22 protein-coding genes are annotated in these 22,673 nt (G+C 62.9%); 11 read left to right on the forward strand and 11 right to left on the reverse strand.

Annotated features, from left to right (window positions below; all coding sequences use genetic code 11):
* Positions 1-11: 11 nt before the first annotated feature.
* From SPHINGO391_RS21105 to hrcA, 3 genes are all read right to left on the reverse strand, one after another.
* On the reverse strand, positions 12-647 hold the full coding sequence (locus SPHINGO391_RS21105) for a trimeric intracellular cation channel family protein (protein WP_152010685.1): 636 nt from the start codon (positions 645-647) through the stop codon (positions 12-14).
* A 30-nt stretch (positions 648-677) separates the two neighbouring features.
* Entirely contained in the window at positions 678-1,331 is a 654-nt protein-coding gene (gene grpE, locus SPHINGO391_RS21110; RefSeq protein WP_152010686.1) for a nucleotide exchange factor GrpE, read from the reverse strand.
* Positions 1,332-1,540: 209 nt separating this feature from the next.
* Positions 1,541-2,626: a heat-inducible transcriptional repressor HrcA gene (hrcA, locus tag SPHINGO391_RS21115; protein WP_152010687.1), complete on the reverse strand. Its 1,086-nt coding sequence runs from the start codon at positions 2,624-2,626 to the stop codon at positions 1,541-1,543.
* 213 nt (positions 2,627-2,839) lie between these two features.
* Between hrcA and rph the strand changes: the two genes are divergently transcribed.
* From rph to SPHINGO391_RS21135, 4 genes are all read left to right on the forward strand, one after another.
* Entirely contained in the window at positions 2,840-3,565 is a 726-nt protein-coding gene (gene rph, locus SPHINGO391_RS21120; RefSeq protein WP_152010688.1) for a ribonuclease PH, read from the forward strand.
* 5 nt (positions 3,566-3,570) lie between these two features.
* Positions 3,571-4,224: a non-canonical purine NTP pyrophosphatase gene (locus tag SPHINGO391_RS21125; protein ID WP_152010689.1), complete on the forward strand. Its 654-nt coding sequence runs from the start codon at positions 3,571-3,573 to the stop codon at positions 4,222-4,224.
* Positions 4,225-4,295: 71 nt separating this feature from the next.
* Positions 4,296-5,474 (forward strand): radical SAM family heme chaperone HemW, encoded by a 1,179-nt coding sequence (hemW, locus tag SPHINGO391_RS21130; protein WP_152011674.1) that lies wholly within the window; start codon positions 4,296-4,298, stop codon positions 5,472-5,474.
* A gap of 287 nt (positions 5,475-5,761) precedes the next feature.
* Positions 5,762-7,936 carry an EAL domain-containing protein gene (locus SPHINGO391_RS21135; RefSeq protein WP_152010690.1) on the forward strand — a complete coding sequence of 725 codons (2,175 nt, stop codon included), beginning with the start codon at positions 5,762-5,764 and terminating at the stop codon, positions 7,934-7,936.
* A gap of 49 nt (positions 7,937-7,985) precedes the next feature.
* On the opposite strand, the gene SPHINGO391_RS21140 is transcribed toward SPHINGO391_RS21135, so the two are convergent.
* Complete coding sequence (locus SPHINGO391_RS21140) at positions 7,986-9,818, reverse strand: EAL domain-containing protein (RefSeq protein WP_244615301.1); 1,833 nt, start codon at positions 9,816-9,818, stop codon at positions 7,986-7,988.
* Positions 9,819-10,115: 297 nt separating this feature from the next.
* Between SPHINGO391_RS21140 and SPHINGO391_RS21145 the strand changes: the two genes are divergently transcribed.
* On the forward strand, positions 10,116-10,877 hold the full coding sequence (locus SPHINGO391_RS21145) for a sulfite exporter TauE/SafE family protein (RefSeq protein ID WP_244615302.1): 762 nt from the start codon (positions 10,116-10,118) through the stop codon (positions 10,875-10,877).
* Between the two features lie 18 nt (positions 10,878-10,895).
* Here SPHINGO391_RS21145 and SPHINGO391_RS21150 read toward each other — a convergent pair whose 3' ends face one another.
* A complete protein-coding gene (locus SPHINGO391_RS21150; RefSeq protein WP_152010693.1) occupies positions 10,896-11,114 on the reverse strand; it encodes a DUF6500 family protein in 219 nt (72 codons plus the stop codon).
* A gap of 210 nt (positions 11,115-11,324) precedes the next feature.
* Between SPHINGO391_RS21150 and rsmI the strand changes: the two genes are divergently transcribed.
* Both rsmI and SPHINGO391_RS21160 read left to right on the forward strand, forming a co-directional pair.
* Positions 11,325-12,284, forward strand: a complete 960-nt coding sequence (gene rsmI / locus SPHINGO391_RS21155) for a 16S rRNA (cytidine(1402)-2'-O)-methyltransferase (RefSeq protein WP_152010694.1) — start codon at positions 11,325-11,327, stop codon at positions 12,282-12,284.
* Positions 12,281-12,649 carry a YraN family protein gene (locus SPHINGO391_RS21160; RefSeq protein WP_152010695.1) on the forward strand — a complete coding sequence of 123 codons (369 nt, stop codon included), beginning with the start codon at positions 12,281-12,283 and terminating at the stop codon, positions 12,647-12,649. The genes rsmI and SPHINGO391_RS21160 overlap by 4 nt, the downstream gene beginning before the upstream one ends.
* On the opposite strand, the gene SPHINGO391_RS21165 is transcribed toward SPHINGO391_RS21160, so the two are convergent.
* Positions 12,633-12,938 (reverse strand): hypothetical protein, encoded by a 306-nt coding sequence (locus SPHINGO391_RS21165; RefSeq protein ID WP_152010696.1) that lies wholly within the window; start codon positions 12,936-12,938, stop codon positions 12,633-12,635. The two genes, SPHINGO391_RS21160 and SPHINGO391_RS21165, sit on opposite strands and share 17 nt — an antisense overlap.
* A gap of 117 nt (positions 12,939-13,055) precedes the next feature.
* Here SPHINGO391_RS21165 and SPHINGO391_RS21170 point away from each other — a divergent pair, with 117 nt between their 5' ends.
* The gene (locus SPHINGO391_RS21170) at positions 13,056-13,874 is read left to right on the forward strand and encodes a LysR family transcriptional regulator (protein ID WP_152010697.1); all 819 of its coding nucleotides are present in this window, start codon (positions 13,056-13,058) and stop codon (positions 13,872-13,874) included.
* A gap of 4 nt (positions 13,875-13,878) precedes the next feature.
* Here SPHINGO391_RS21170 and SPHINGO391_RS21175 read toward each other — a convergent pair whose 3' ends face one another.
* Positions 13,879-15,420 carry a cache domain-containing protein gene (locus tag SPHINGO391_RS21175; protein WP_193217368.1) on the reverse strand — a complete coding sequence of 514 codons (1,542 nt, stop codon included), beginning with the start codon at positions 15,418-15,420 and terminating at the stop codon, positions 13,879-13,881.
* A gap of 276 nt (positions 15,421-15,696) precedes the next feature.
* Here SPHINGO391_RS21175 and gshB point away from each other — a divergent pair, with 276 nt between their 5' ends.
* On the forward strand, positions 15,697-16,650 hold the full coding sequence (gshB, locus tag SPHINGO391_RS21180; protein ID WP_152010699.1) for a glutathione synthase: 954 nt from the start codon (positions 15,697-15,699) through the stop codon (positions 16,648-16,650).
* A gap of 92 nt (positions 16,651-16,742) precedes the next feature.
* Positions 16,743-18,446: a mechanosensitive ion channel family protein gene (locus SPHINGO391_RS21185; protein WP_193217369.1), complete on the forward strand. Its 1,704-nt coding sequence runs from the start codon at positions 16,743-16,745 to the stop codon at positions 18,444-18,446.
* A 97-nt stretch (positions 18,447-18,543) separates the two neighbouring features.
* On the opposite strand, the gene SPHINGO391_RS21190 is transcribed toward SPHINGO391_RS21185, so the two are convergent.
* Positions 18,544-18,846 (reverse strand): YciI family protein, encoded by a 303-nt coding sequence (locus SPHINGO391_RS21190; RefSeq protein ID WP_152010701.1) that lies wholly within the window; start codon positions 18,844-18,846, stop codon positions 18,544-18,546.
* Between the two features lie 92 nt (positions 18,847-18,938).
* Positions 18,939-19,307 (reverse strand): hypothetical protein, encoded by a 369-nt coding sequence (locus SPHINGO391_RS21195; protein ID WP_152010702.1) that lies wholly within the window; start codon positions 19,305-19,307, stop codon positions 18,939-18,941.
* 42 nt (positions 19,308-19,349) lie between these two features.
* Here SPHINGO391_RS21195 and SPHINGO391_RS21200 point away from each other — a divergent pair, with 42 nt between their 5' ends.
* Complete coding sequence (locus tag SPHINGO391_RS21200) at positions 19,350-20,882, forward strand: YifB family Mg chelatase-like AAA ATPase (protein ID WP_152011675.1); 1,533 nt, start codon at positions 19,350-19,352, stop codon at positions 20,880-20,882.
* 216 nt (positions 20,883-21,098) lie between these two features.
* On the opposite strand, the gene cysK is transcribed toward SPHINGO391_RS21200, so the two are convergent.
* Together cysK and SPHINGO391_RS21210 are read right to left on the reverse strand one after the other, a co-directional pair.
* Positions 21,099-22,073 carry a cysteine synthase A gene (gene cysK, locus SPHINGO391_RS21205; protein WP_152010703.1) on the reverse strand — a complete coding sequence of 325 codons (975 nt, stop codon included), beginning with the start codon at positions 22,071-22,073 and terminating at the stop codon, positions 21,099-21,101.
* 180 nt (positions 22,074-22,253) lie between these two features.
* The gene (locus tag SPHINGO391_RS21210; RefSeq protein WP_152010704.1) at positions 22,254-22,613 is read right to left on the reverse strand and encodes a helix-turn-helix domain-containing protein; all 360 of its coding nucleotides are present in this window, start codon (positions 22,611-22,613) and stop codon (positions 22,254-22,256) included.
* Positions 22,614-22,673: the final 60 nt, after the last annotated feature.

Below are 22,673 nucleotides of genomic sequence, written 5' to 3' on the forward strand. Positions count from 1 at the left end.
GGCTGATTGGCTCACATCACGTCTTCGGGCGGGCGGCCTGCCCGTGAGCGGTAGGGCGAAAACGCCCAGCCATAGCGAATGGCGCCGCCGCGGACGGCAAAGGCGGCGGTGACACCGATGGCCGACGCCAGGATCAGCGGCGCACCGAGCAGGCTGGCGGCGACATAACCGCCGGCCCCGACCAGAGCAGCCGAGACATAGATTTCGGGACGCATCAGCACCGAAGGCTCGCCGGAGAGAAGATCCCGCAGGATGCCGCCCAGTGTCGCCGTCATCATTCCTGTTACAAGGGCGACGATCGGCGAGCCGCTGAGCGCCAGGCCCTTGGCTGCGCCCATCACCGCGTAGGCGGAGAGACCGATGGCGTCGAGCCAGAGCAAGAGGCGATAGCGCGATTCCACCAGGTGCGCGGTGAAATAGACAATCACCGCGACAAAGACGCAGACGACCAGGTAGGCGGGCTTGCCAACCCAGAACACCGGCGTAGCGCCAAGCACGATGTCGCGAAAGGTGCCGCCGCCAATGCCGGTCACGGCGGCAAGAAAGACAAAGCCGATCATGTCGAGCTGTTTGCGCGAGGCGGCCAGCGCGCCGGTGGCGGCAAAGACCGCGACACCGGCATAATCGAGTGCATCAAGCGGGGTCATGGGTGGTTCCTCTCCCCGCCGGGGCAGGCCTCAGACGTCGTAGCCGGAGGCCGGATCCGGGCCATCGGAGTCTGATTGCGCGGCTTCAGGCTGCGCGGTTTCCTTGGGGCCACCCTTGGAAACGCCGACCATGGCCGGACGCAGCATCCGGTCGCCGATCACGTAACCAGGCTGAACCACGTCGAGGACGGTGTTGTTGGGCACATCGGTGTTGGGGACCTCGTACATGGCCTGGTGGAAGTTCGGGTCGAACTTCTGGCCCATCGGCTCGAGCTTGCGCACACCGTGACGCTCCAGCGTCGACAGCATCGCGCGTTCGGTCAGTTCGACACCCTCGACGAGGGTCTTCAGGCCGTTGTCGGACGCAGCCTCGGACTGTTCCGGAACCGCCGCGAGGGCGCGCTGAAGATTGTCGGAGACCTGCAGCATGTCACGGGCGAAGCCGGAAATGGCGTAGCTCTTGGCGTCCTTGATCTCGCGCGCGGTGCGGCGGCGCAGATTTTCCATCTCGGCGGCCATGCGCAAGCGCTGGTCCTTGAGATCGGCAATCTCGGCCATCAGCACCTGCATCGGGTCCAGCTCCTGTTCCTGGCCAGGATTGGCGGCCTGTTCAACCTCGGGTGCGGCGTCGGCCTGCGGCTTATCGTGTTCGCGGCCCTGGCTTTCATCGCTCATGTTGTGCATGTCCTGACTGTTGTGATGAATGTCTGAGGATCACCGATTGCACGGGTGACCCGGAGATATGCCACGCATATCGACGTTCGGGCCGCAAAAATCAAGGCCCTGCAACGCGGCGGCGTGCTTGTGCCGGCCTGCAGGGCAAGCCAAAACCGCAATCTGCGGAACCTTGCCAAGCCGCCCTGCGGCAGCCATGTGCCAGCCCGGCCGCCGCGCTATTTGCGAACCAGGCGCGAGACCAGCTGCGCGGTGTAATCGACCATCGGGACAATACGGGCGTAGTTGAGCCGGGTCGGGCCGATGATGCCGACGGCGCCCACGACCTTGTCCTCGCCGTCGCGCCAGGGCGCCACGATCAGCGATGAGCCCGAGAGCGAAAACAACTTGTTCTCGGAGCCGATAAAGATCCGCACACCGGAGCCTTCCTCAGCCAGCGTCATCAGCTCGATCAGGCTTTCCTTGCGCTCAAGTTCGTCAAACAGCAGCTTGAGACGATCGAGCTCCTCGCCAGCCGAAAGGCCTTCCAGAAGATTGCCGCGGCCACGCACGATGAGCCGCGCGGTGCTGGCGCCCTCGCGGCTTCCGGCCCAGACCGCCAGGCCGCGCTCGACCAGATCGCGCGAGAGCACATCGAGCTCGGAGCGGACCTCGTCGGTGATCCGTTCCAGTTCCTGGCGGACCTCGCTCATCGTCCTTCCGGCCAGATGGGCATTGAGAAAATTAGCCGCCTCGGTCAATTGTCCGGCGGTAACGCCATCCGGCAATTCCATCACACGGTTCTCGACCTGGTCGTTGCCACCGACCAGCACCACCAGCGCCCGCTTCGGGTCGAGCCTGATGAACTCGATATGGCGGATGGTGGAATCCTGCTTGGCGGCGATGACGAGGCCTGCCCCGCGGGTCATGCCCGACAGCATCTGGCTGGCCTCTGTCAGCAGTGTCTCGACCGGACGGCTGGTGTCTTCGGAATGGACCTGACGCTCAATTGTCTGGCGCATCTCCGGCTGCAGATCGCCGACCTGCATGAAGGCGTCGACAAAGAAGCGCAGGCCCTTCTGGGTCGGCAGCCTGCCGGCACTGACATGGGGTGCGTAGATCAGGCCGAGATCCTCAAGATCACTCATCACGTTGCGGATGGATGCCGGTGACAGCGACATCGGCAACATGCGCGAAAGACTGCGGGAGCCGAGCGGATCGCCGGATTCCATGTAGCTTTCCACCAGTGCGCGGAAAATTTCGCGCGAACGTTCGTCAAGCGCCCCGACAAGGTCTGCCGGGATGGATGGGGTGTTCATGGTCATGTCTTGGTCATGGTCATGTGCAGTTTCCTACAGGCCGCCTGCGGCGCTGCCTAGCGGGAATATAGGTATTTGCGCCTCAACACGGAAGAGGCAACCCGCACCTGGCGGCATTGGCATCAGCCTCGGCGCAATCGTCGGGGTGGAGCGCTTTTTCTTTGCATCGGGCGGCGCGCGCCGATAGAAGGCGGCAACATTGAAATCAGGAGAGATATCATGCGCCCATCGGGCCGGAACACAGACAAGATGCGGGCGGTCAGCTTCGAACGCAACGTTTCCAAGCACGCCGAGGGCTCTTGCCTGGTCAAGTTCGGCGACACCCATGTGCTTTGCACCGCCAGTCTTGAAGAACGGGTTCCGCCATGGCTGCGCAATGGAGGCAAGGGCTGGGTCACCGCCGAATACGGCATGCTGCCGCGCTCGACCGGCGACCGCATGCGCCGCGAAGCCTCCTCGGGCAAGCAGGGCGGCCGGACGCTTGAAATCCAGCGCCTGATCGGCCGCTCGCTGCGCGCCGTCGTCAATCTCGAAGAACTCGGCGAACGCCAGATCACGGTCGATTGCGACGTCATCCAGGCCGATGGCGGCACCCGCACGGCCGCCATCACAGGCGCATGGATCGCGCTGCACGACTGCCTGAAATGGATGGAAGCGCGGGCCATGGTTCGCACCGAGCGCGTGCTCAAGGACAATGTCGCCGCCGTCTCCTGCGGCATCTTTGCCTCGCAGCCGGTGATCGATCTCGACTATCTCGAGGATTCCGCGGCGGAAACGGACGCCAACTTCGTCATGACCGGCTCGGGCGGCATCGTCGAGATCCAGGGCACGGCCGAAGCCGAGCCGTTCACCCAGGAGCAGTTGCTCGAACTTCTGGAACTGGCCAAGAACGGCATTGCCGACCTGGTTGCCATGCAGAAGGAAACGGTCGCAGGACCGCTGTAACACCGATGACGGACGCGCCCCTCACCAAACTGCTGGTCGCCAGCCACAATGCCGGCAAGATCTCGGAAATCCGCGACCTGTGCGGACCGCTCGGCGTCGAGGTCACCTCGGCGGCAGAACTCGGGCTGCCGGAACCCGAGGAAACCGGCGACACGTTCGAGGCCAATGCGGCAACCAAGGCGCTTGCCGCCGCGAAGGCCTCGGGGCTGATCGCATTGTCGGATGATTCAGGCCTGGTGGTCGACGCGCTCGATGGCGCACCCGGAGTGTACACTGCCGACTGGGCGACGCTTGAAGACGGAAGCCGCGACTTCAACGTGGCCATGCAGAAGGTCGAGGATGCGCTCAAGGCACGCGGCGCGGAGAGCGACGTGCAACGTACCGGCCGCTTTGTCAGCGTGCTGTGCCTGGCAACGCCCGAGGGCGAGGTCAGCTTCTACCGCGGCGAGGCCGACGGCGTTCTGGTCTGGCCGCCCCGCGGATCGCTGGGCTTCGGTTACGACCCGGTGTTTCGTCCGGATGGCCACGAGCGCACATTCGGCGAGATGCCGGCTGAAGAAAAGCATGGCTGGACTCCCGGCCAGGCGACCGCGCTGTCGCACCGCGCGCGCGCCTTCAAGCTGTTTGCCGAACAACGTCTCGGTGTAGCCGCAACGTGAGCACGCCGTCCCGCCCAACGGATCAACCGGTATCCGGATCCGGCACCCGCAACGGTACCGTCGCGGACGCCATCCATGCAGCCGACAGCATTGCGCCGGACACAGGCAAGCCCGGGTTCGGCGTCTACCTGCACTGGCCGTTCTGCGCCGCGAAATGCCCCTATTGCGATTTCAACAGCCATGTCCGGCATGCCGGCATCGACCAGCAGGCCTATGTCACGGCTTTCAAGCAGGAAATCGCTTCGATGCGGGCGATCTCCGGCCCACGGGTCGTCACCAGCATGTTCTTCGGTGGGGGAACCCCGTCGCTTATGTCGCCCGACACGGTCGGCGCCATTCTCGATGCGGTGCGCGATGCCTGGGTGGTACCGGAGGGGATCGAGATCACGCTGGAGGCCAACCCGTCGAGTGTCGAGGCAGGACGGTTTCGCGGCTACCGGCAGGCGGGGGTCAATCGGGTGTCGATGGGCGTGCAGGCCCTCAACGACCCCGATCTCAAGCGGCTGGGGCGGCTGCATGACCGGGCCGAGGCGCTGAAAGCCATCGGGCTGGCACGCGAGATCTTCCCGCGGATGTCGTTCGACCTGATCTATGCGCGGCCGGATCAAACCGCGGAGGCCTGGGCAGCGGAACTGGAAGAGGCCATTTCGCTGGCCGCCGACCACCTGTCGCTCTACCAGCTGACGATCGAGGAAGGCACACCGTTTTACGGATTGCACAAGGCCGGCAAGCTGATCGTCCCCGATGGCGACCTGTCCGCCGAGCTTTACGAACTCACCCATCAGGTGTGCGAGCGGCACGGGCTGCCCGCCTACGAGGTGTCGAACCATGCCCGGCCTGGTGCCGAGAGCCGGCACAATCTGACATACTGGCGCTATGGCGACTATGCCGGCATCGGCCCCGGCGCGCATGGACGGCTGTCGACCAAGACCGGCAAGATTGCCACGGCGACCGAGCGCACTCCAGAGACCTGGCTGAAGCTTGTTGCAGAAAACGGTCATGGTATGACCGAAACCACCGAACTGACGGCACAGGAGCAGGCCGACGAATTGCTGCTGATGGGATTGCGGCTGCGCGAAGGCATCAACCTGAAACGCTGGGGCGCATTGGCCGGGCGAGGCCTCGATCCCGACCGCACCGATTTCCTGATCCATCACGGCATGATCGAGAAGATGGGTGGGGACCGGATCCGCTGCACGCAAGCGGGCATGCTGGTGCTCGACGCGGTGGTGGCCGATCTCGCGTTCTGAGTGTCAGGATGCTTGTTGAGGTTTCGACACGCCACTGAACAATCCGCTCTTGCCGGGCACCGCTGTGCGCCTGCCGATCTTGCCTGACCGCATGGCGCGCCGATCCGGTCACCCCTTCCCCGTTGCGCAGTGTGAAAACTGTGTTGATACTGAACATGCGTTTCGAAACGGGCCAATCAAGCGGCTTCAAAACCAGGAAACATTGACTCTTTCCTCTTCATTTTCGCGCAAGTTTTGCACATTAAACTCCTGTCGATTACATCTATATTTTGTCAGGACAGCAGAACATGTCCAAATTACTCACGTTCCTCAAAGGAATAACCGGCAGGGTGACTACTCTCCTGGTCCTGATCGTTTCTGTTTCAATTCTCATCACGGCAACGCTGGGCTATTTCAAGCTCTACCAGGTGACCGCAGCGAATTCCGAGATCCGCATCGACCGCGCCGCGCGGGCAGCCACGGCACTGTTTGCGGAGCGTCTCGCCTCCGAGTTCACAGTGATCCGCGACGAGGCCGGTACTCCGCTGGCCCTGCGGCTGAAAGGGGAGGATCCGACGGGAGCCCTAACCTTCCGTGACGCCCATGACGCGCTTCTCAAGGAGATCGGGGCCATCAACCAGGGTGCCGCCAACCTGTTCAGACTCAATCCCGAGTCCCAGGCGTTTGACCGGTTTGCCACGACTTTCCGCAGACCGGACGGATCGATGCCGCCGCCGATGTCGATCGGGATCATGCACCCCGCCTATGACAATCTGATCAACAACCGGCCGCATCTTGGCGAGGTTCCGGTGATGGGGCGGATGCGGCTGGCCTATCTGACGCCGATCCAGACGGCCACCGGCAGTGTCGCCGGCGCACTGGCCGTCGATGTCGGCTGGGTGGACGATCTGGTCGCGGCAAGAAACGAGCTGCGGCGGCAGATCATTATTGCAACCGGCCTCATTCTCGTCCTGGTCGCCGCCTTCGGTGCCGCCAGCCTGGGTGCCGAGCTCAAGCCGCTCAGGGCGCTGTCGCGGTATGCCGAGGACCTGGCTGCCGGCGCCCCGGCGGGCGCGGTGCCCTACAGGGAGCGGAACGACGAGATCGGCGCGCTGGCGCAGGGGCTCGAAAGGGTGGTCGCCCTGCAGGGAAAACTTGCCCACCTCGCCTATACCGATCCGTTGACGGGCCTTGCCAACCGCAGCAGACATCTCAACGACCTCGACCAGGCGCTGAGCGAAAGTCTCTCGGGGCAGCGCAAGTGGACCCTGCTGCATATCGACCTCGACAAGTTCAAGCAGGTCAACGACGGATATGGCCAGAGCGTCGGCGACCGGGTGATCAAGCTCATCGCTGCCCGCATCAAAGACACGGCCGGAGACAGCGCCCGGATTGCCCGCCTGGCCGCGGACCATTTTGCCGTGCTGATCGGTGATGGCCGCCCGGCCGAGGAGGTGGAAACACTGGCGGAAAAACTGCTGACCGAGATCCATGAGCCGCTGCAACTCAACGCCGGCGAAATCCGCCTGACCGGGTCGATCGGGATCGTTCTACTGCAACACGACGCCAGCGATGCCGATGAGGCCCACCGCAACGCCGGCCTCGCCCTGCGCAAGGCCAAGGCAAAGGGCGACCGGGCGGTGTTCTTCTCATCCGAGATGCTTGACGATTTCCAGAACCACATGCGGATAGAACGGATGCTGAGACTGGCGATCGCCGATCGCGAGATCGAGGTTCACTTCCAGCCGCAGGTCAACCCGGCGACCCACCAACTCGCCGGTGTCGAGGCGCTGGCACGCTGGACCCATCCGGCGGAAGGACCGATTTCGCCGGGCATGTTCATTCCGATCGCCGAGGCCAGCGGCCAGATCGTCGACCTGGGAACCCTGATTCTCGAATTGGCCTGCGAACAGGCTGCGAAATGGCGCGCGGCCGGTTTCGGGTTCCGTCACATCTCGATAAACGTTTCGCCGATCCAGTTGTGGCAGCCGAATTTCATCGAGGTGGTCAAGGACGCGCTCAAACGCCATGATCTGGCAGGCAACGAGATCTGCATCGAGATCACCGAGGGGGTGTTTGTCGACCAGAGCAAACAACGCATCGAGAAGGTTCTGGCGGCATTGCGCCAGCTCGGTGTGCTGCTGTCACTTGATGATTTCGGATCGGGCTACTCCTCGTTGGGATATCTCAACCGGCTTCCGTTCGACCAGCTGAAGGTCGACCGGAGCTTCGTCTCCGACATCGACACGGATGTGCGCAAGCAGAAGGTGATGCGCGGGATCCTCGAACTCGGCCGTGGCCTGGGTTTCGACATCGTCGTCGAAGGTGCCGAAACGCTCGAAGAGGTCAGCGTGATCCGTGACATGGGCTGCGATGCCATACAGGGCTATTACTATTCCCGGCCGGCCCCCGCCTTGCTGATCCCGGAAGTGGTCAAGAAGATCCAGCGCCTGAAGCCGAGCGAGGAAGCCCGCACCGCCTGAGCGGCAAGAACCGTGACCGCCAGGCGCCTGCCCCGCCGCGACAGGAGGTTCAGCCCGCCTTGCGATCCATTTCGGAGCGGGGAAGAAATCTCGCGATCTCGCTCCCGGCGACGGGCGCAGAGTAATAGTAACCCTGCACCAGAACCCCGCCGAGCTTCTTGAGCGCCTCGAGCTCCTCGCTGGTCTCGACGCCTTCGATGACACAGTCCAGATCCATGTCGGAGCTGAGCGCGAGCAGGGACTTGACGATCTTGTAGCTTGCCGGGTTCTTGTGAAGGCCGGAGACGAAACTGCGGTCGATCTTGATCTTGGTCAGCGGCAGCGCGTGCAACTGGCTGAGGCTTGAATAGCCGGTGCCGAAATCGTCCAGCGCCATCCCGCAGCCGAGGATCTTGAAGATCTCGATGGCGGCCTTGGCCTGGGCAAAATCATACATCATCGCCGTTTCGGTGATCTCCAGATCAAGCCGCCTGGGATCCATGCCGCTTGACAGGATGATGCCGACAATGGTCGCCACATCGTCGGATGAACTGATGTCGTGCGTGGACAGGTTGAAGGACAGGCCCACCTCTTCGGGCCAGGTGGTGGCCGTGGCAAGGGCCTTTCTGAGCAATGTGCAGGTCAGTTCGCTGATCAGCCCGATGCGCTCTGCAACAGGGATGAACACGGCAGGCGAGACGTTGCCGAGCACCGGACTGTTCCAGCGCGCCAGGGCTTCGAACGAAACGGTCTTGCCGCTCTGGATATTGACGATGGGCTGGAAGAAGACGGTCAGCTCCGCATCAAGATCCGCCTTGCTGAGCAATTGTTCCAGTTGCTGGTTCTGCTCGATGGCGGCAACATGTTCCTTGCTGAACAGAAGCGCATGACCGCGGTTTGATTCCTTGCCCTTGTAGAGTGCGTAATCGGCCCGCTCATAAAGCTGGTGCACGTCTTCGGCGAGTTCGGGATAGACGGAAAAACCAATCGATCCGGAGATCTGGACCGTCGAGTCGCTCAGCACGAACGGGGTCCGCAGCGCTGCGCAGATCTCCTCTCCAAGGCCGATCAGGGCCTCGTTGTCGGGACAATCGTCGACAATGAAGGCAAACTCGTCACCACCGAGCCTTGCGACATGCCCCCTGTCGCCGACAAACGCCAGCAGCCGCTGGCCAACCTCGTAAAGCAGGCTGTCACCGGCGGTATGACCATAAAGGTCATTGACGGGCTTGAAGCCATCGAGATCGATGAGACCGACAGCCAGCCGCCGGCCTTTGGCTGTTGAGAAATCCTGTTCAAGCCGTGCGAAGAACTGGCGGCGGTTGGACAGTCCGGTCAGGCTGTCCAGGTTGGCAAGCCGTTCATTTTCGTGGTTTGCAGTTTCCAGCTTGGCTCGGGCTGTCACCGCTGCGGAGAAATGCCGGTACTGCACCGTGACGACCAGCAGCAGGGCGACTGACACCAGCACCAGGTTCACAGCCATGCCCAAGAAGGAGGCGATCCCGGCAAGGCTGAAATAGGTCACGAACGAAATGTTGATCACGGCCGCGACAATGAACGCCGCCGAGGGCAATTGCTGCAGACAGATGATCACACCCAGGCCGGTGATGCCGACAAAGAAGGCGATATTGCCGCGCATGTAGGCATCGCCATAGGGATAGAGCGACAACGACCATGCAACGAGAGCAGCGGTGAGGATGAAGCTGAACTGATTGGTTCGGGTCAGCGCCTTGTGCGCGGTTTTGGCATCGGGCACGGCGGAGACGGAACGCCACCAGCTCGCGACTCGGACACAGCACACCACTGAAATGAAGGCCGGAATCCAGATCGTCAGCCAATCGGGCGCCCGTTGCGCAAAGGTGATGGCAAGCGCCCATGCATTGATCAGCACGATCGCATACATCAACGGCACCTGTTTGGAAAAAACCTCAAACTGGGCCTTTAGCAGATCTGCATTGTCGGCAGGCACCACCAACAGACGTCGCAACCTAGAAACTGCAGTTTTCATCACTTTTGAGTGCCGTCGTGGATTGCCGGAAAGAAACGCTCACGATGGAAATACATAAAGTATATTAAATTTGAGTATCCCGGACTTGCGGGGTTGATGCCGCGGCGCCAGGACCGGAAAGACAGACAAGCCAAGGAAAACCGGCGGCAGACTGCCAGCTCCGGTCGCGCAGACGAGGAGGCCGCTGTTCATATGCTCACCATGTTGACGCAGTATACCGGGCTTGCCGGGGCCGATCTGGCTATTGTTCTGGCGGCAGTGTTCCTGGCGGGTCTCATCCGCGGCTTCGCCGGCTTCGGATTGTCGGCCATCGTGATGGCGTCTGCTGCGACCCGGATTCCACCGGTTGAATTGATACCGGTCTGCTACCTGCTTGAGGGGGCGGCGAGCCTGGCGATGTTCCGGGGCGGGATGGCGCATGCCGACATGAGAATTGTCCGCGGGCTGGTGATCTGTTCGGCCATCGGTATTCCGATTGGGCTGCTGGCCACCACAAGCATGGACATCGAGCTTTCGAGAAAACTGGCGCTGTGCCTGATCCTGGCCTTGACGGCAGCGCAGTTCTTCCGCCTGAGGCCTGCTTTCCTGAGCACCACAAAGGGTCTGTATGCCAGCGGTCTTGCCGCCGGGATCGCAACCGGGCTTGCATCTGTCGGTGGCATGGTGATCGCTCTCTACGTGCTGGCCAGCGAAGCACCGCCCAGACAGATGCGCGCGTCGCTGGTCATGTTCCTGGCGATCAGCATGTTCACCTCGCTGATCTGGCTCATCGCATACGACCTGATGACCATACAGGCAATCTGGCGCGGCGCATTGATGGCTCCGGTGGCGCTGCTCGGGGTGTGGGCTGGAATCCTGCTGTTCCGGCCGGCCTATGAGCCAATCTACAAGACCGCCTGCCTGATGCTGCTCGCACTCCTGTCTGCAGCCGGACTGATCAGCCAGTTCAACTGAGACCTTTTCCCACCGGCCTCACAGCTGATCAAGCAGCATGCGCCGGATCCTTGCCGCCTTTTCAAAGTGATCGAGCCGGTGGATGCTGATCCACCAGGTCGCCGCCTCCATCAGAAGTTCCGGATCGTCATTCCTGTTGGCGAAGAACGCATAGAACGACAGGCCGACGCCCTCACCTCTTTGTGCGATCCTGGCCTCGCAGACGGCAATGGCTTTTTCTCTCAACGATGCGCGCATGGGGGCTCCCTGTCTGGCGCCTGCTTGTAGGTGGATCAGGAGCCGAAACCTGTCAGGAGCGATGTCCAGCAAACCTCAAGAGACTTCGGTAGCCGCCGAAATTCCGGGCGACAACCTCTCACACCCGGTCCAAAAACTCTGCTACACCCGCCCTTGAGATTGAAACATGGCCCGCCGGGGTGACAGACCAGGCCGGGTTGCGGAGCACAGATGACGCGCGGAAAATCAACAGCTTCGACTGACGCCGGCAACAAGGGCACACTGCAAGCCGACCGGCGGGCACGGTCGTTTCGCATCGGTGCGCACGAGATCGCCGCACGGCCGCTCGAGCCGGGGCTCTATCTGGTTTCCACCCCGATCGGCAATCTCGGCGACATGACCATCCGCGGGCTGGAGACGCTTTCGGGCGCCGACATCATTGCCTGCGAGGATACACGCGTCAGCCGGGTGCTGCTCGACCGCTTCGGCATCGCCACCCGTCCCCACGCCTATCACGAGCACAATGCCGAGCGCGCCGGGCCGAAGCTGATGGAAGCGCTCGAAGCCGGGAAAAGCGTGGCGCTGATCTCCGATGCCGGAACGCCGCTTGTCTCGGATCCCGGCTACCGGCTCTCGCAGACCGCGATCGAGGCCGATATCCCGGTGATCCCGGTTCCCGGAGCCTCGGCGCCGATGGCAGCCCTTGTCGCTTCGGGCCTGCCCAGCGACACCTTCCTGTTCGCGGGCTTCCTGCCGTCGAAAGACAAGGCGCGGCGCGATCGTCTGGCATCGTTTGCCGCAACCGAGGCGACGTTGATGTTCTTCGAAAGCCCGAACCGCATCGCCGCCTGCCTGAAGTCAGCCGCCGCGGTTCTGGGCGCAGATCGCCCGGCAGCGGTCTGCCGCGAACTGACCAAGGCTTACGAGGAAATTCGCCGGGGCCCGCTGGGCGAGCTTGCCGCACGTTACGAGGACGAGAGCGTGCGCGGCGAGATCGTGCTGGTGATCGGCCCCGGCTCGACGCCGGCTCCTTCGGAGGGCGATGTCGACCTCCTACTGGCCAAGCTTGCAGCCGATCTGCCCGCCGGCAAGGCTGCGACGGAAGCGGCCAGGCTCACCGGCCTCAACCGCAAGGATCTCTATGCCCGATTGCTCGCCCTGAAAGCCATTTCACCGGAAGGCGAGGCGTGAGCGCGGGCGACAGGCTCGACAGGAAACGGCGCTCCGAGCGCAAGGGCCGCCGCGCGGAATGGTTTGCGGCGATGGCACTGATGCTCAAGGGTTACCGCATCGTCGCCCTGCGCTACCGCACGCCGCTGGGGGAAATCGACATCGTGGCGCGCAAGCGTGATCTCATCGCCTTCATCGAGGTCAAGGCGCGGCGGGATCTGGCCTCGGGAGTGGATGCTGTGAGCTATTCCGCGCAACGGCGGATTCAGGCTGCGGGCGAGTTGTTCATCGGTCGGCAGCCGGCTTCCGCAAGCCTGTCCTGGCGGCATGACATCATCGTGGTCAGCCCGTGGAAGTGGCCTGTGCATCTCAAGGATGCTTTTTAAGGGGCGTGGTCGCGGAAGCCAGCCTGCAAGGTTTCTTTTTGCCGCGATCTTTCATGACCGGACCGTCATGCTCAGCTTCAGTAACACGGCTTGCGCCGCTGCTGCCACGCACGAGCAAGATGACCCAACCGGCGGCCGCATCGATCAGGCAGACAATCCGGTAGATCAGCTGCGCTCCGCGTCCGCCATGCAGTTCCATGAAGGCATCCTCCTGACGCTCGGCCCTGGTCTTGCCGGCCTGCGGGAAGGGCCGTGAGCCAGCTCCCTTTCCTGAATTGTCGATACGCATCTACCTGCTCTCCGGCTTGGGCCCTTGAAGGGTTTCTTAACGGGCCAGTCTTGACGAGAGCCCAGAGTAGTGGCTGGCTGGCACTTTCGAAATGAAACGAATTGAAAGGTTCATTTCATGAATGAAACGACTGCCAGGTGGGAGGACCTTCATCTTTTTCTCTCGGTTGCACGGGAGGGCGGGCTGTCGGCTGCGGCGCGGGTGACGGGCCGCAGCGCCGCGACGCTGGGGCGGCGGATGCTCTCACTCGAGCGCTCGATGGGGCGCGAGCTGTTTGTCCGGCACGAGCGCGGTTACGAACTGACCGGCGAAGGCCGTGACCTGCTTGTGGAACTGACCGAGATCGAGGCTCGCATCACCAGGCTTGCGGTCAGACCCGGCAGCGGCGAGAGGCGGCTGGTGAAGATTTCCGCCGGCTCCTGGACCACGCTGCTCCTGCTCGACAATCTTGACAGGATCACCGGAACCCCGGCCGATCTCCGGCTTCGCTTTGTTTCCGCCGAAACTTCGCTGAACATAACCCGCCGCCAGATCGCCATCGGCATCCGCAATGCGCGCCCGACGGATCCGGGCCTTGCCGGGCAGAGCCTGTCGCGCGTGGAATTCGCACCTTATGCCAGAGCAGGTGCGCCAGATCGCTGGATCAAGGTTATGGCCGACACACCCTCGGCGCGCTGGCTCGACAGGATGACCGGCACCGATGCGGTCTGCGAGGTCACCGCGCCGCGCAACAGCCTCGACCTCGCGCTTGCCGGCAAGGGCATTGCCCTGCTGCCCACCTTCATCGGCGACCGGCAGACTGGGCTTGATCGGGCAGGCAGCACCATCGCGGAACTGGCGCATGAACGCTGGATCGTCACCCACCAGGACGATCGCCATCTGCCCGAGGTCCGCCGCGCCATAGACCGGTTGGCCCGGGTGCTCGGAGGGCGGTGAGCGGTCAGGCGGCGGGCCTGAAACCGATATGGATCTCTGCGGAGAACACTGTTCCGTTGTCAAATGTGTAGATGTGGGACCCACCAAGCTGCATCACCATTCCCCTGATGATCTTCGTTCCCATCCCCATGCTGATGGTGGCCGGGTCAAACCCGGGACCGTTGTCGGTGATCACCAGCCTCGCCAGATCTTCCGACATTCCCTTGAGGCTGATGGATACCGTTGCTCCGGCTCTTTCCAGATCGGCATATTTGAGCGCGTTGGTGACGACCTCATTGATCAGCAGCGCCAGTGGTGTGGCGCGCTCGTGGCTGATCAGCAGCGGATCGATGTCGAGGGCCAGCTGCGCGGAGGTGCCGTAGGCCTGGAAGAGCTTTTCGGTGATCGAGGAGATAAAGGCCGGCGCATCCAGCGCAGCATAGGCATCCCGGTTGTACATGTGCTCATGCACCGCCGACATGGCTGCAAAGCGCAATTGAATGTCCGTCTTGATGGCTTCGGGAAGATTCTGCATCCGGACCAGTGACTGCATGGACTGCATGTTGTTCTTCACCCGGTGATGGATCTCGCGAAACAGCATTGTGTTGGTCGCTAGCGCATTTTCCAGCTCCTCATTGCGGCGTCCGTCCTTCTGCAGGAGCCTTATGATCCATATCGCACAGAGTGCCAGGGCGAGAGTCGTCGGGATGACGACAATCAGGAATATCCAGACCCGGCGCCAGAACCGCCACATCGTTTCAGCGGTTGAGACTGACGCCAGCGCGATGAGATCGGTGCCCGGAACCGACTGGTAACTGACCACACGTTGCACTCCGTCAACCGGGGACCTGGCGGTGTAGACACCAACGTCCGAGCTGGGGAGCATATGCGTGAACAGCGTGTGCCGGCTAAGGTCGACGGGGCCTTCGGCCGGCGGGTAACGGGCAACCAGCATGCCGTCGGAACGCAGAATGCTTATGGTTGATCCGGGCCCCAGATCGAGGGACTCCAGCAGGCTCTCGAGCAGAACTCCGTCAAAGGAAATGATGGCGACGCCAATGAACACGCCCTGGCGCTCCAGGCGCCGGCTGAAGGTGAAGATCTCGCTGCCGTCGAGCCGACTCATGAGAAGCGACGAGGTGAAGAAATGCTTTCCTGCCGCGGGCTGTGCAAAATACTCCCGGTCGCGAATGTCGATGTCCACAAAGTTCGGATCCGTGGTGTAAAGGGTCTGTCCCCCGGCGGCGACAATGTAGGCCTTGGCGGTGGCGGGAAGCCCTTCGAGAGCATCCCGGAGGCCGGTCAGGGTGGTGGTCTGGTTGGGCTGGACGTCCCGGCCCAGAGCCGAATCCATTCGCCTGAGCGCCTGTGCTGCGACCTCGACAATCCATGCCGTATTGACCCTGACCGCCTTGGCAGCCGCCGATGCGGTGGCTTCCGCGCGATCCTGCTGTTCGTTTACCCCCTGATAGATAAAGGCACCGATGATGGCGGAATAGATCAGCAGAGTTGCACCGATAAAGATTATTGCGGCCCGCGCCGAAGCGGCAATCGCTTTTGTGACCATTGGGGATCCTTTGCACAGCCCACCCGACGCAACGTGCGGCGGCAGCCGAATTGACGGCCGCAGGCGGGTTCCCGCGGTCGTCATCATCACACCTGCAATTTTCCGGCGGAACTCAACGTGCCGATCCGCAAAAGGTTCCCTGCGCTTTTCTGCTGGTGGCAAAAAAATTGCGGAAAGGACAGCTGCCACTCTCTCCCAATACGTCCCTCCCCGTTGCAATCCTCCCCCCTCAGCGCCTATGTGAGAGCCTGAGACTTGGCGGAGAACACCCTACCCATGAGCAAGATCAAGAATGTCGCGGTCCAGATGGACCATGTGAGCTCTATCAAGATCGGCGGCGATTCCACCTTCGCCATGTCGCTGGAGGCGCAGGCGCGCGGCTACAAGCTGTTTCACTACACGCCGGACCAGCTGTCGATGCGCGACGGCGTCGTCCAGGCGATCGCCGAGCCGATGATCCTGCGCGATGTCGAGGGCGACCATTTCGAGCTCGGGCCGCAGGAGAAGATTGATCTTTCGAGCATGGACGTGGTGCTGCTTCGCCAGGATCCGCCGTTCGACATGTCCTACATCACCTCTACGCATCTTCTGGAGCGGGTGCATCCGAAGACGCTGGTGGTCAATGATCCGGCCTGGGTGCGCAATTCGCCCGAGAAGATCTTCGTCACCGAGTTCCCCGACCTGATGCCGAAGACGCTGATTTCCCGGGATCCGGCGACGATCAACGCCTTCCGCGCGGAAGTCGGCGACATGATCCTCAAGCCGCTCTACGGCAATGGCGGCGCCGGCGTGTTCCACGTCAAGCCGGACGACCGCAACATGTCCTCGCTTCTTGAAATGTTTGCGCAGATGTACCGCGAGCCGTTCATCGCGCAGGAGTATCTGTCCGATGTCAGGGCCGGCGACAAGCGTATCATCCTGATCGACGGCGAGCCGGCGGGGGCGATCAACCGGGTGCCGGCCGAGCACGATTCCCGCTCCAACATGCATGTCGGCGGCCGCGCCGAGCACAGCGAACTGACGAGCCGCGAAAAGGAGATCTGCGCCCGCATCGGGCCGTCGCTGAAGGCGCGCGGCTTCATCCTGGTCGGCATCGACATCATCGGTGACAAGATGACCGAGATCAACGTCACTTCGCCGACCGGCATCCGCGAAATCAGGAATTTCGGCGGACCGGATGTGGCGGCCCTGTTCTGGGATGCGGTGGAATCCAAACGCGCGCACTCCTGATCCACGCTTCCTGCGGCGGCCATTGAACCAACCACGGCCACAGGCGTTCAAACCCTGAGTGCAACGCACAGGGGGAGACGATGCCGCGGTTGATGACACTGATGACTGCCCTTGCTCTTGGCTGGCTTGCCGGGCTTGCCGGCAGTGCGGCCGCCCAGCAATCCGCACCGGGCGATGTCTACTTCGAAGTCGAGGCTCTGAACCCCGGCCTCGCCGGAGAACCACGGATAAACCGCGACACCCCGCAAGCCGCGCTCGAGAGCTTTCTGGATCTTGCCAAGGCCGGGGAGTACGCCAGAGCCGCACATCTGCTCGACCTGAGCTCGATCGAGGCAGCGGACCAGCCCAGCGCCGGACCACAACTGGCACGCCAGCTCGAGAAGATCCTCGAACGCAAGGTCTGGATCAATTGGGAAGGCCTCCCCGACCGTCCCGATGGTCTCGACATTACCGCCAGCCCGAAGGACCTCCTGGCCGGCAGCCCCCGCCGGTCGCTGCGGCTCGCGCTGATCGAGCTCGACGACCGCCCGGTGCCTCTCCGTCTGGAGCGTGTCAAACCGGCAGACGGCCAACCGGTCTGGGTGTTTGCGGCACGCTCGGTCGAGACCATTCCGGCGCTGCACAAGGCCTATGGCGAGAGCTGGCTGGAGCGGTCGATGCCGAACTGGGCGCACACACAGATAGTTCCGGGTCTCGCGGCCTGGCAGCTGCTTTCCCTGCCGCTGCTGCTGATGTCCGCGGGGCTGGCGGGGTGGCTTGTCTACAGGATGCTGCGAAATGCCGGCAGCCAGCTGCGGCCGGGTTTCTGGGGACGCTTGCTGGGCCGGCTCGCCTTGTCATTCGGGGTGCTGACCGGTGCGGTAACCGGCTACGCGATGCAGGGGCGCCTTTTCGTGTTCTCAGCCACTATCGATACATTTTTCGCCCCACTGCTGCTGATGATCCTGTTTGGCGGCGCGCTGACGGTCTTTGTGCAGACCATCGACATGATTCTTGAACGCACCCTGACCAAGGACATCTCCGAACTCGAGAAACCCGAGAACCGCGAGATGCGGGCGTTCCAGACCAATCTTTCGGCGTTTCGCCGGATCGGGATCGTGCTGGCCATCATGCTGGCCGCCGGTGTGCTGCTGACCCAGATCAACCTGTTTGCCACGACCGGCGTCGCCCTGATCGGCTCGGCCGGGGTCGTGACCCTGATCCTGGCTTTCGCTGCCCGCTCGGCACTCAGCAACATCATGGCCAGCTTGCAGATCGCCATCTCCAAGACGGCGGCGATCGGCGATTCGCTGTTCTTCGAGAACCGCTGGTGCTACGTCGAGAAGATCAACTTCACCTATGTTCTCTTGAAAACCTGGGACAGCCGGCGGCTGATCGTTCCGGTGACCTACTTTGTCTCGGAACCATTCGAAAACTGGACCAAGCGCGACCCGACCATGACCAAGGTTGTCCGGCTCCGGCTGCACCACAGCGCCGATATCGACAGCCTGCGCGAGCGCTTCGAAAGCTTTGTCCGGGACAATGACAAGGTCATCGACAAGGACGGTGCGCGCGTGCTGGTCGTTGACCACGATGCCACCGGGATGCTGGTCGGGTTCTACGCCACCGCGGAAGAGCCGCTGACCGCCTGGACCATGGAATGCGAACTGCGCGAGGCAATGCTCAAGGCCGCCAGCGAGCTCGAACTGGAGCGCAGCGAAGGCCGGCAGTTCCTGCCAGCCGAGCGCGACAGCCGGATTTCCGACTTTGCCGAGATGGAAGACGCGCAACAGGGCGACGCCAGATCCGCGACATGAAACCTGTCACGGTCCGGCTTGCGGGACTGCAAAAGAGATGGACCCGGTTCGGCCGGCAGATTTCGACCGCGCACATCGACGCCGGTCAGCGGCCCGGCTACTTCAGCGCCGCGGCGACATTGCCGGGAATGAATTCGGTGATCTTGTAGCGGGCGACACCGGCCATGTGAAACGGGTCGGCGGTGATCAGGTCCTCGATATCGGCGACAGACCGGCCGCGGGCGATGATGACACCGCCGGTGCGGGGCACCTTGGCGCCCGAGGCCAGGAACAGGCCTGCGGCATAATTGCGCTCGATGAAGGCCGTGTGCGGGGCGACCAGCGGGTCGATGGTTTCGAGCGCGGTGATGTAGGTCAGGTCGATGACGAACAGGTTTTCGCCATCCTTGAGAAAGGCCATTCTACTGCTCCGTGCCGGAATGACCGCGAGATGCTTTCCGGTCGACTGCCCAAATTTCCGGGGCCAGCCCGGAACGAAGCTCACCACGTAATTCAGTTTCCGCTGATTTTGTACCCCACGCGGGCAACAATCATGTGCAGATCGCAGGTTTTCTCATTGAATTTTTCAGGCTGCGTATTGCTCAGGTTGAGACTGCGCTTCCTGGACCGGCATAACCAGGTTCCAGAGCAGCAACCGGTGCAGGAAATCTGCCAGGAGCGATGCTCGATTGCATCGCCCAGGCCGCAGACCGATGGAATCGGTGGATTCTGATCAAGTTCTGGCAATCGGGCGTTCCGGCCCTGCAACCCGGCACAACCCATTTCTCCTTTATGGTGTATTTGTTGCCATATTGTTCTTGTTATATTCCGCATACCGTGTTTCAATGCAAGCTGGATCGCGTATAACGGGTATTCGATCATGCCCGGCGCAGGTGGACAGGCAACATGAAGGGGCAGGCACACATGGTTGCGCGGGTCAGCACGGTTTCATTTCAGGGTATCGAAGCGGTGCCGGTCGATGTTCAGGTGATGATCGCGCCAGGCAAGGTGAACATGCACATCGTCGGGCTGCCGGACAAGGCGGTGGCCGAGAGCCGCGAGCGGGTGCAGGCGGCCCTGCATGCCTCCGGGCTTTCGCTGCCTGCCAAGAAGGTGACCGTCAACCTGGCGCCGGCGGACCTGCCCAAGGAGGGCAGCCATTTCGACCTGCCGATCGCGCTTGGGCTGATGGCCGCCCTCGGGGCTATTCCCGGCGATGCGCTGGACGGTTACGTGGTGCTGGGCGAACTCTCGCTTGACGGCACCATCGCCAGCGTCGCCGGTGCACTGCCGGCCGCCATGGGGGCGAACGCGCTGGGCAAGGGACTGATCTGCCCGGCAGCAAGCGGGCCGGAAGCGGCCTGGGCCGGCGAGGAGATCGACATCCTGGCGCCGCGCTCGCTGATCGCCATTGCCAATCATTTCCGCGGCACCCAGGTGCTGGGCCGCCCGGTACCGGCCATGCGGGCAGCACCCGCCAACCTTCCGGACCTGTCGGACATCAAGGGCCAGGAAACCGCCAAGCGAGCGCTCGAGGTGGCTGCAGCCGGCGGTCACAACCTGATCATGGTCGGGCCTCCCGGGTCCGGCAAGTCGATGCTGGCGGCGCGGCTGCCCTCGATCCTGCCGCCACTGTCGGCGGCGGAACTGCTGGAAGTCTCGATGATCCACTCCATTGCCGGGCAGCTGGCGGGCGGCAAACTGTCGGACCGGCGCCCGTTCCGGGCGCCGCATCACTCGGCCTCGATGGCAGCGATGGTCGGCGGCGGTTTGCGGGCCCGGCCAGGCGAGGTGTCGCTGGCGCACAACGGCATCCTGTTTCTCGACGAGTTCCCGGAGTTCACGCCGCAGGTGCTCGATTCGCTCAGGCAGCCGCTGGAGAACGGTGAAAGCGTGATTGCACGGGCCAATCACCGGGTCAGTTACCCGGCCAATATCCAGCTGATCGCGGCGATGAACCCCTGCCGCTGCGGCATGGCCGGGGAACCGGGACACAGCTGCTCGCGCGGACCGCGCTGCCAGACCGATTACCAGGGCCGCATATCAGGCCCGCTGATGGACCGGATCGATATCCGCATCGATGTGCCTGCTGTTACCGCGCAGGACCTGATCAGGCCAGAAGCGGCAGAAAAAAGCGCCGATGTGGCTCTCCGGGTCGCGCGGGCGCGGGCCATGCAGCAGGACCGCTTCCGAGGCCTCGGACGCCCCGACATTCGCACCAACTCCCAATGCTCGACTTCGCTTGTCGAACAGGTGGCGAAACCTGACCAGGCCGGACAGGCACTGCTCAGCGATGCGGCCGAGAAGATGCGGTTTTCGGCCCGCGCCTATCACCGCATTCTCAAGGTGGCGCGGACGCTCGCCGATCTCGACGGCGCCGAGACTGTCGGCCGCATCCACCTCGCCGAGGCGATCTCCTACCGGATCGGGGCGGAACGGGTGTCGGCGGCGGCGTGAAAGCTCAGTTGGCCGGGAACACCACCCTGACCGGTGCGATCCGGCTCAGGGTGAAATGATGTTCCCGCACCCATACTCCAGGTATGCTTTGATCCTGCGCTGGGCCTGTCCGGTGCATCGGGAAGCACCGGACAGGCCCAGCAAATTGTTCGCACGCAATTCCGGACGCGAAACCGCATTTCAATTACGCCGGAATTGCCGAGAGTGGGGCTGGGATTAGCCGCCAAGACCGTCGAACAGCGCCGTCGACAGATAGCGCTCGGCGAAGGAGGGGATGATGACAACGATCTGCTTACCGGCATTTTCCGGCCGTTGGCCGACGCGGACGGCAGCGGTGAGGGCTGCGCCTGAGGAAATTCCGACCGGAAGGCCTTCGAGTTTCGCCACCCGGCGGGCCATGTCGAAGGCCTCGTCATTGGTGACCTTGGCGATCTCGTCATAGATGCCGGTATCGAGCACGCCCGGCGCGAAGCCGGCGCCGATGCCCTGGATCTTGTGCGGGCCGGGAGTGCCGCCCGAGAGCACCGGTGAGTCTGCCGGCTCGACGGCGACAACCTGAACACCAGGCTTTTTCGCCTTCAGCACCTGGCCGACGCCGGTGATGGTGCCACCGGTGCCGATGCCGGAGACCAGGATATCAATGGCGCCGCCGGTATCGTTCCAGATCTCCTCGGCGGTGGTGGTACGGTGGATTTCCGGGTTTGCAGGGTTCTCGAACTGCTGCGGCATCACCGAATCCGGAATCTCGTTCAGCAGTTCCTCGGCCCGCGCGATGGCGCCTTTCATGCCTTTCGGCCCCTCGGTCAGCACCAGTTCGGCGCCGAGCAGGGCGAGCATCTTCCGGCGTTCGACCGACATGGTTTCCGGCATGGTCAGGATCAGCCTGTAGCCCTTGGCAGCGGCCGCGAAGGCCAGCGCGATGCCGGTGTTGCCCGAGGTCGGCTCGACCAGCGTGGTCTTGCCTGCCTCGATCTTTCCTTGCGCTTCCAGGCTCTCGATCATGGCGACGCCGATGCGGTCCTTGACCGAGGCGATCGGGTTGAAGAACTCGAGCTTGGCAAGAAGATCGGCCTTGACGCCATCGGCGTTCGCAAGCTTGCCGAGCCGCACGATCGGCGTGTTGCCAATGGTGTCGATGATGGAATTGTAAACGCGGCCACGGCCAGGCGTTTCACTCGAGTAAGCGGACATGAAAATGCTCCTTCTGGTTGGCGCGAGTGTAGGTCAGGCCCTGACCTCGCGCCAGCCATCACCATCGACGAGGTGCTGATCGACGCGCAAATTTGTTCTCGTTCTGAAGCTCATCGCGGAATGGTATTCCGCTTTTCGGCTCAGACGGCCTGATCCTGGCCGCGAGCATCCAGGAACGGTTCATTCTCCGCCCGCGTCCGGGTGCAACGTAGGCACCCAGTGCATGGCCCAATCGCCCAGCGGTTCCAGATGGGTGAACAGTTCCCGGCCCGTTGCCGTCAGTGCATAGCCCTCACCGGTGTTCTCGATCAGGCCGACACTGCGCAACTCCTTGAGACGGGTGTTGAGGACGCTGGGCGACGCCGAGCCGCAGCGCGCCTGCAGGTGGCGGAAGGTTCGAGGGCCTTCGGCCAGGTTCCACAGAATGCCCATGGCCCAACGCCGGCTCAGCAGATCAAACAGCACCATGATCGGCTGTCCGCTCCGTGAGCCGCGAACCGGCTCTCCCAATCTGGCAACCGGCTTGCCATCGCTGGTCATCGCTGCCTCCCCTTGATGCGCAGCTCACACCAAGCGCCACGCGTCTTGCTACTATATTCG

The sequence above is a fragment of the Hoeflea sp. EC-HK425 genome (assembly GCF_902498795.1).
GTDB classification, from domain to species: Bacteria; Pseudomonadota; Alphaproteobacteria; order Rhizobiales; family Rhizobiaceae; genus Hoeflea; species Hoeflea alexandrii.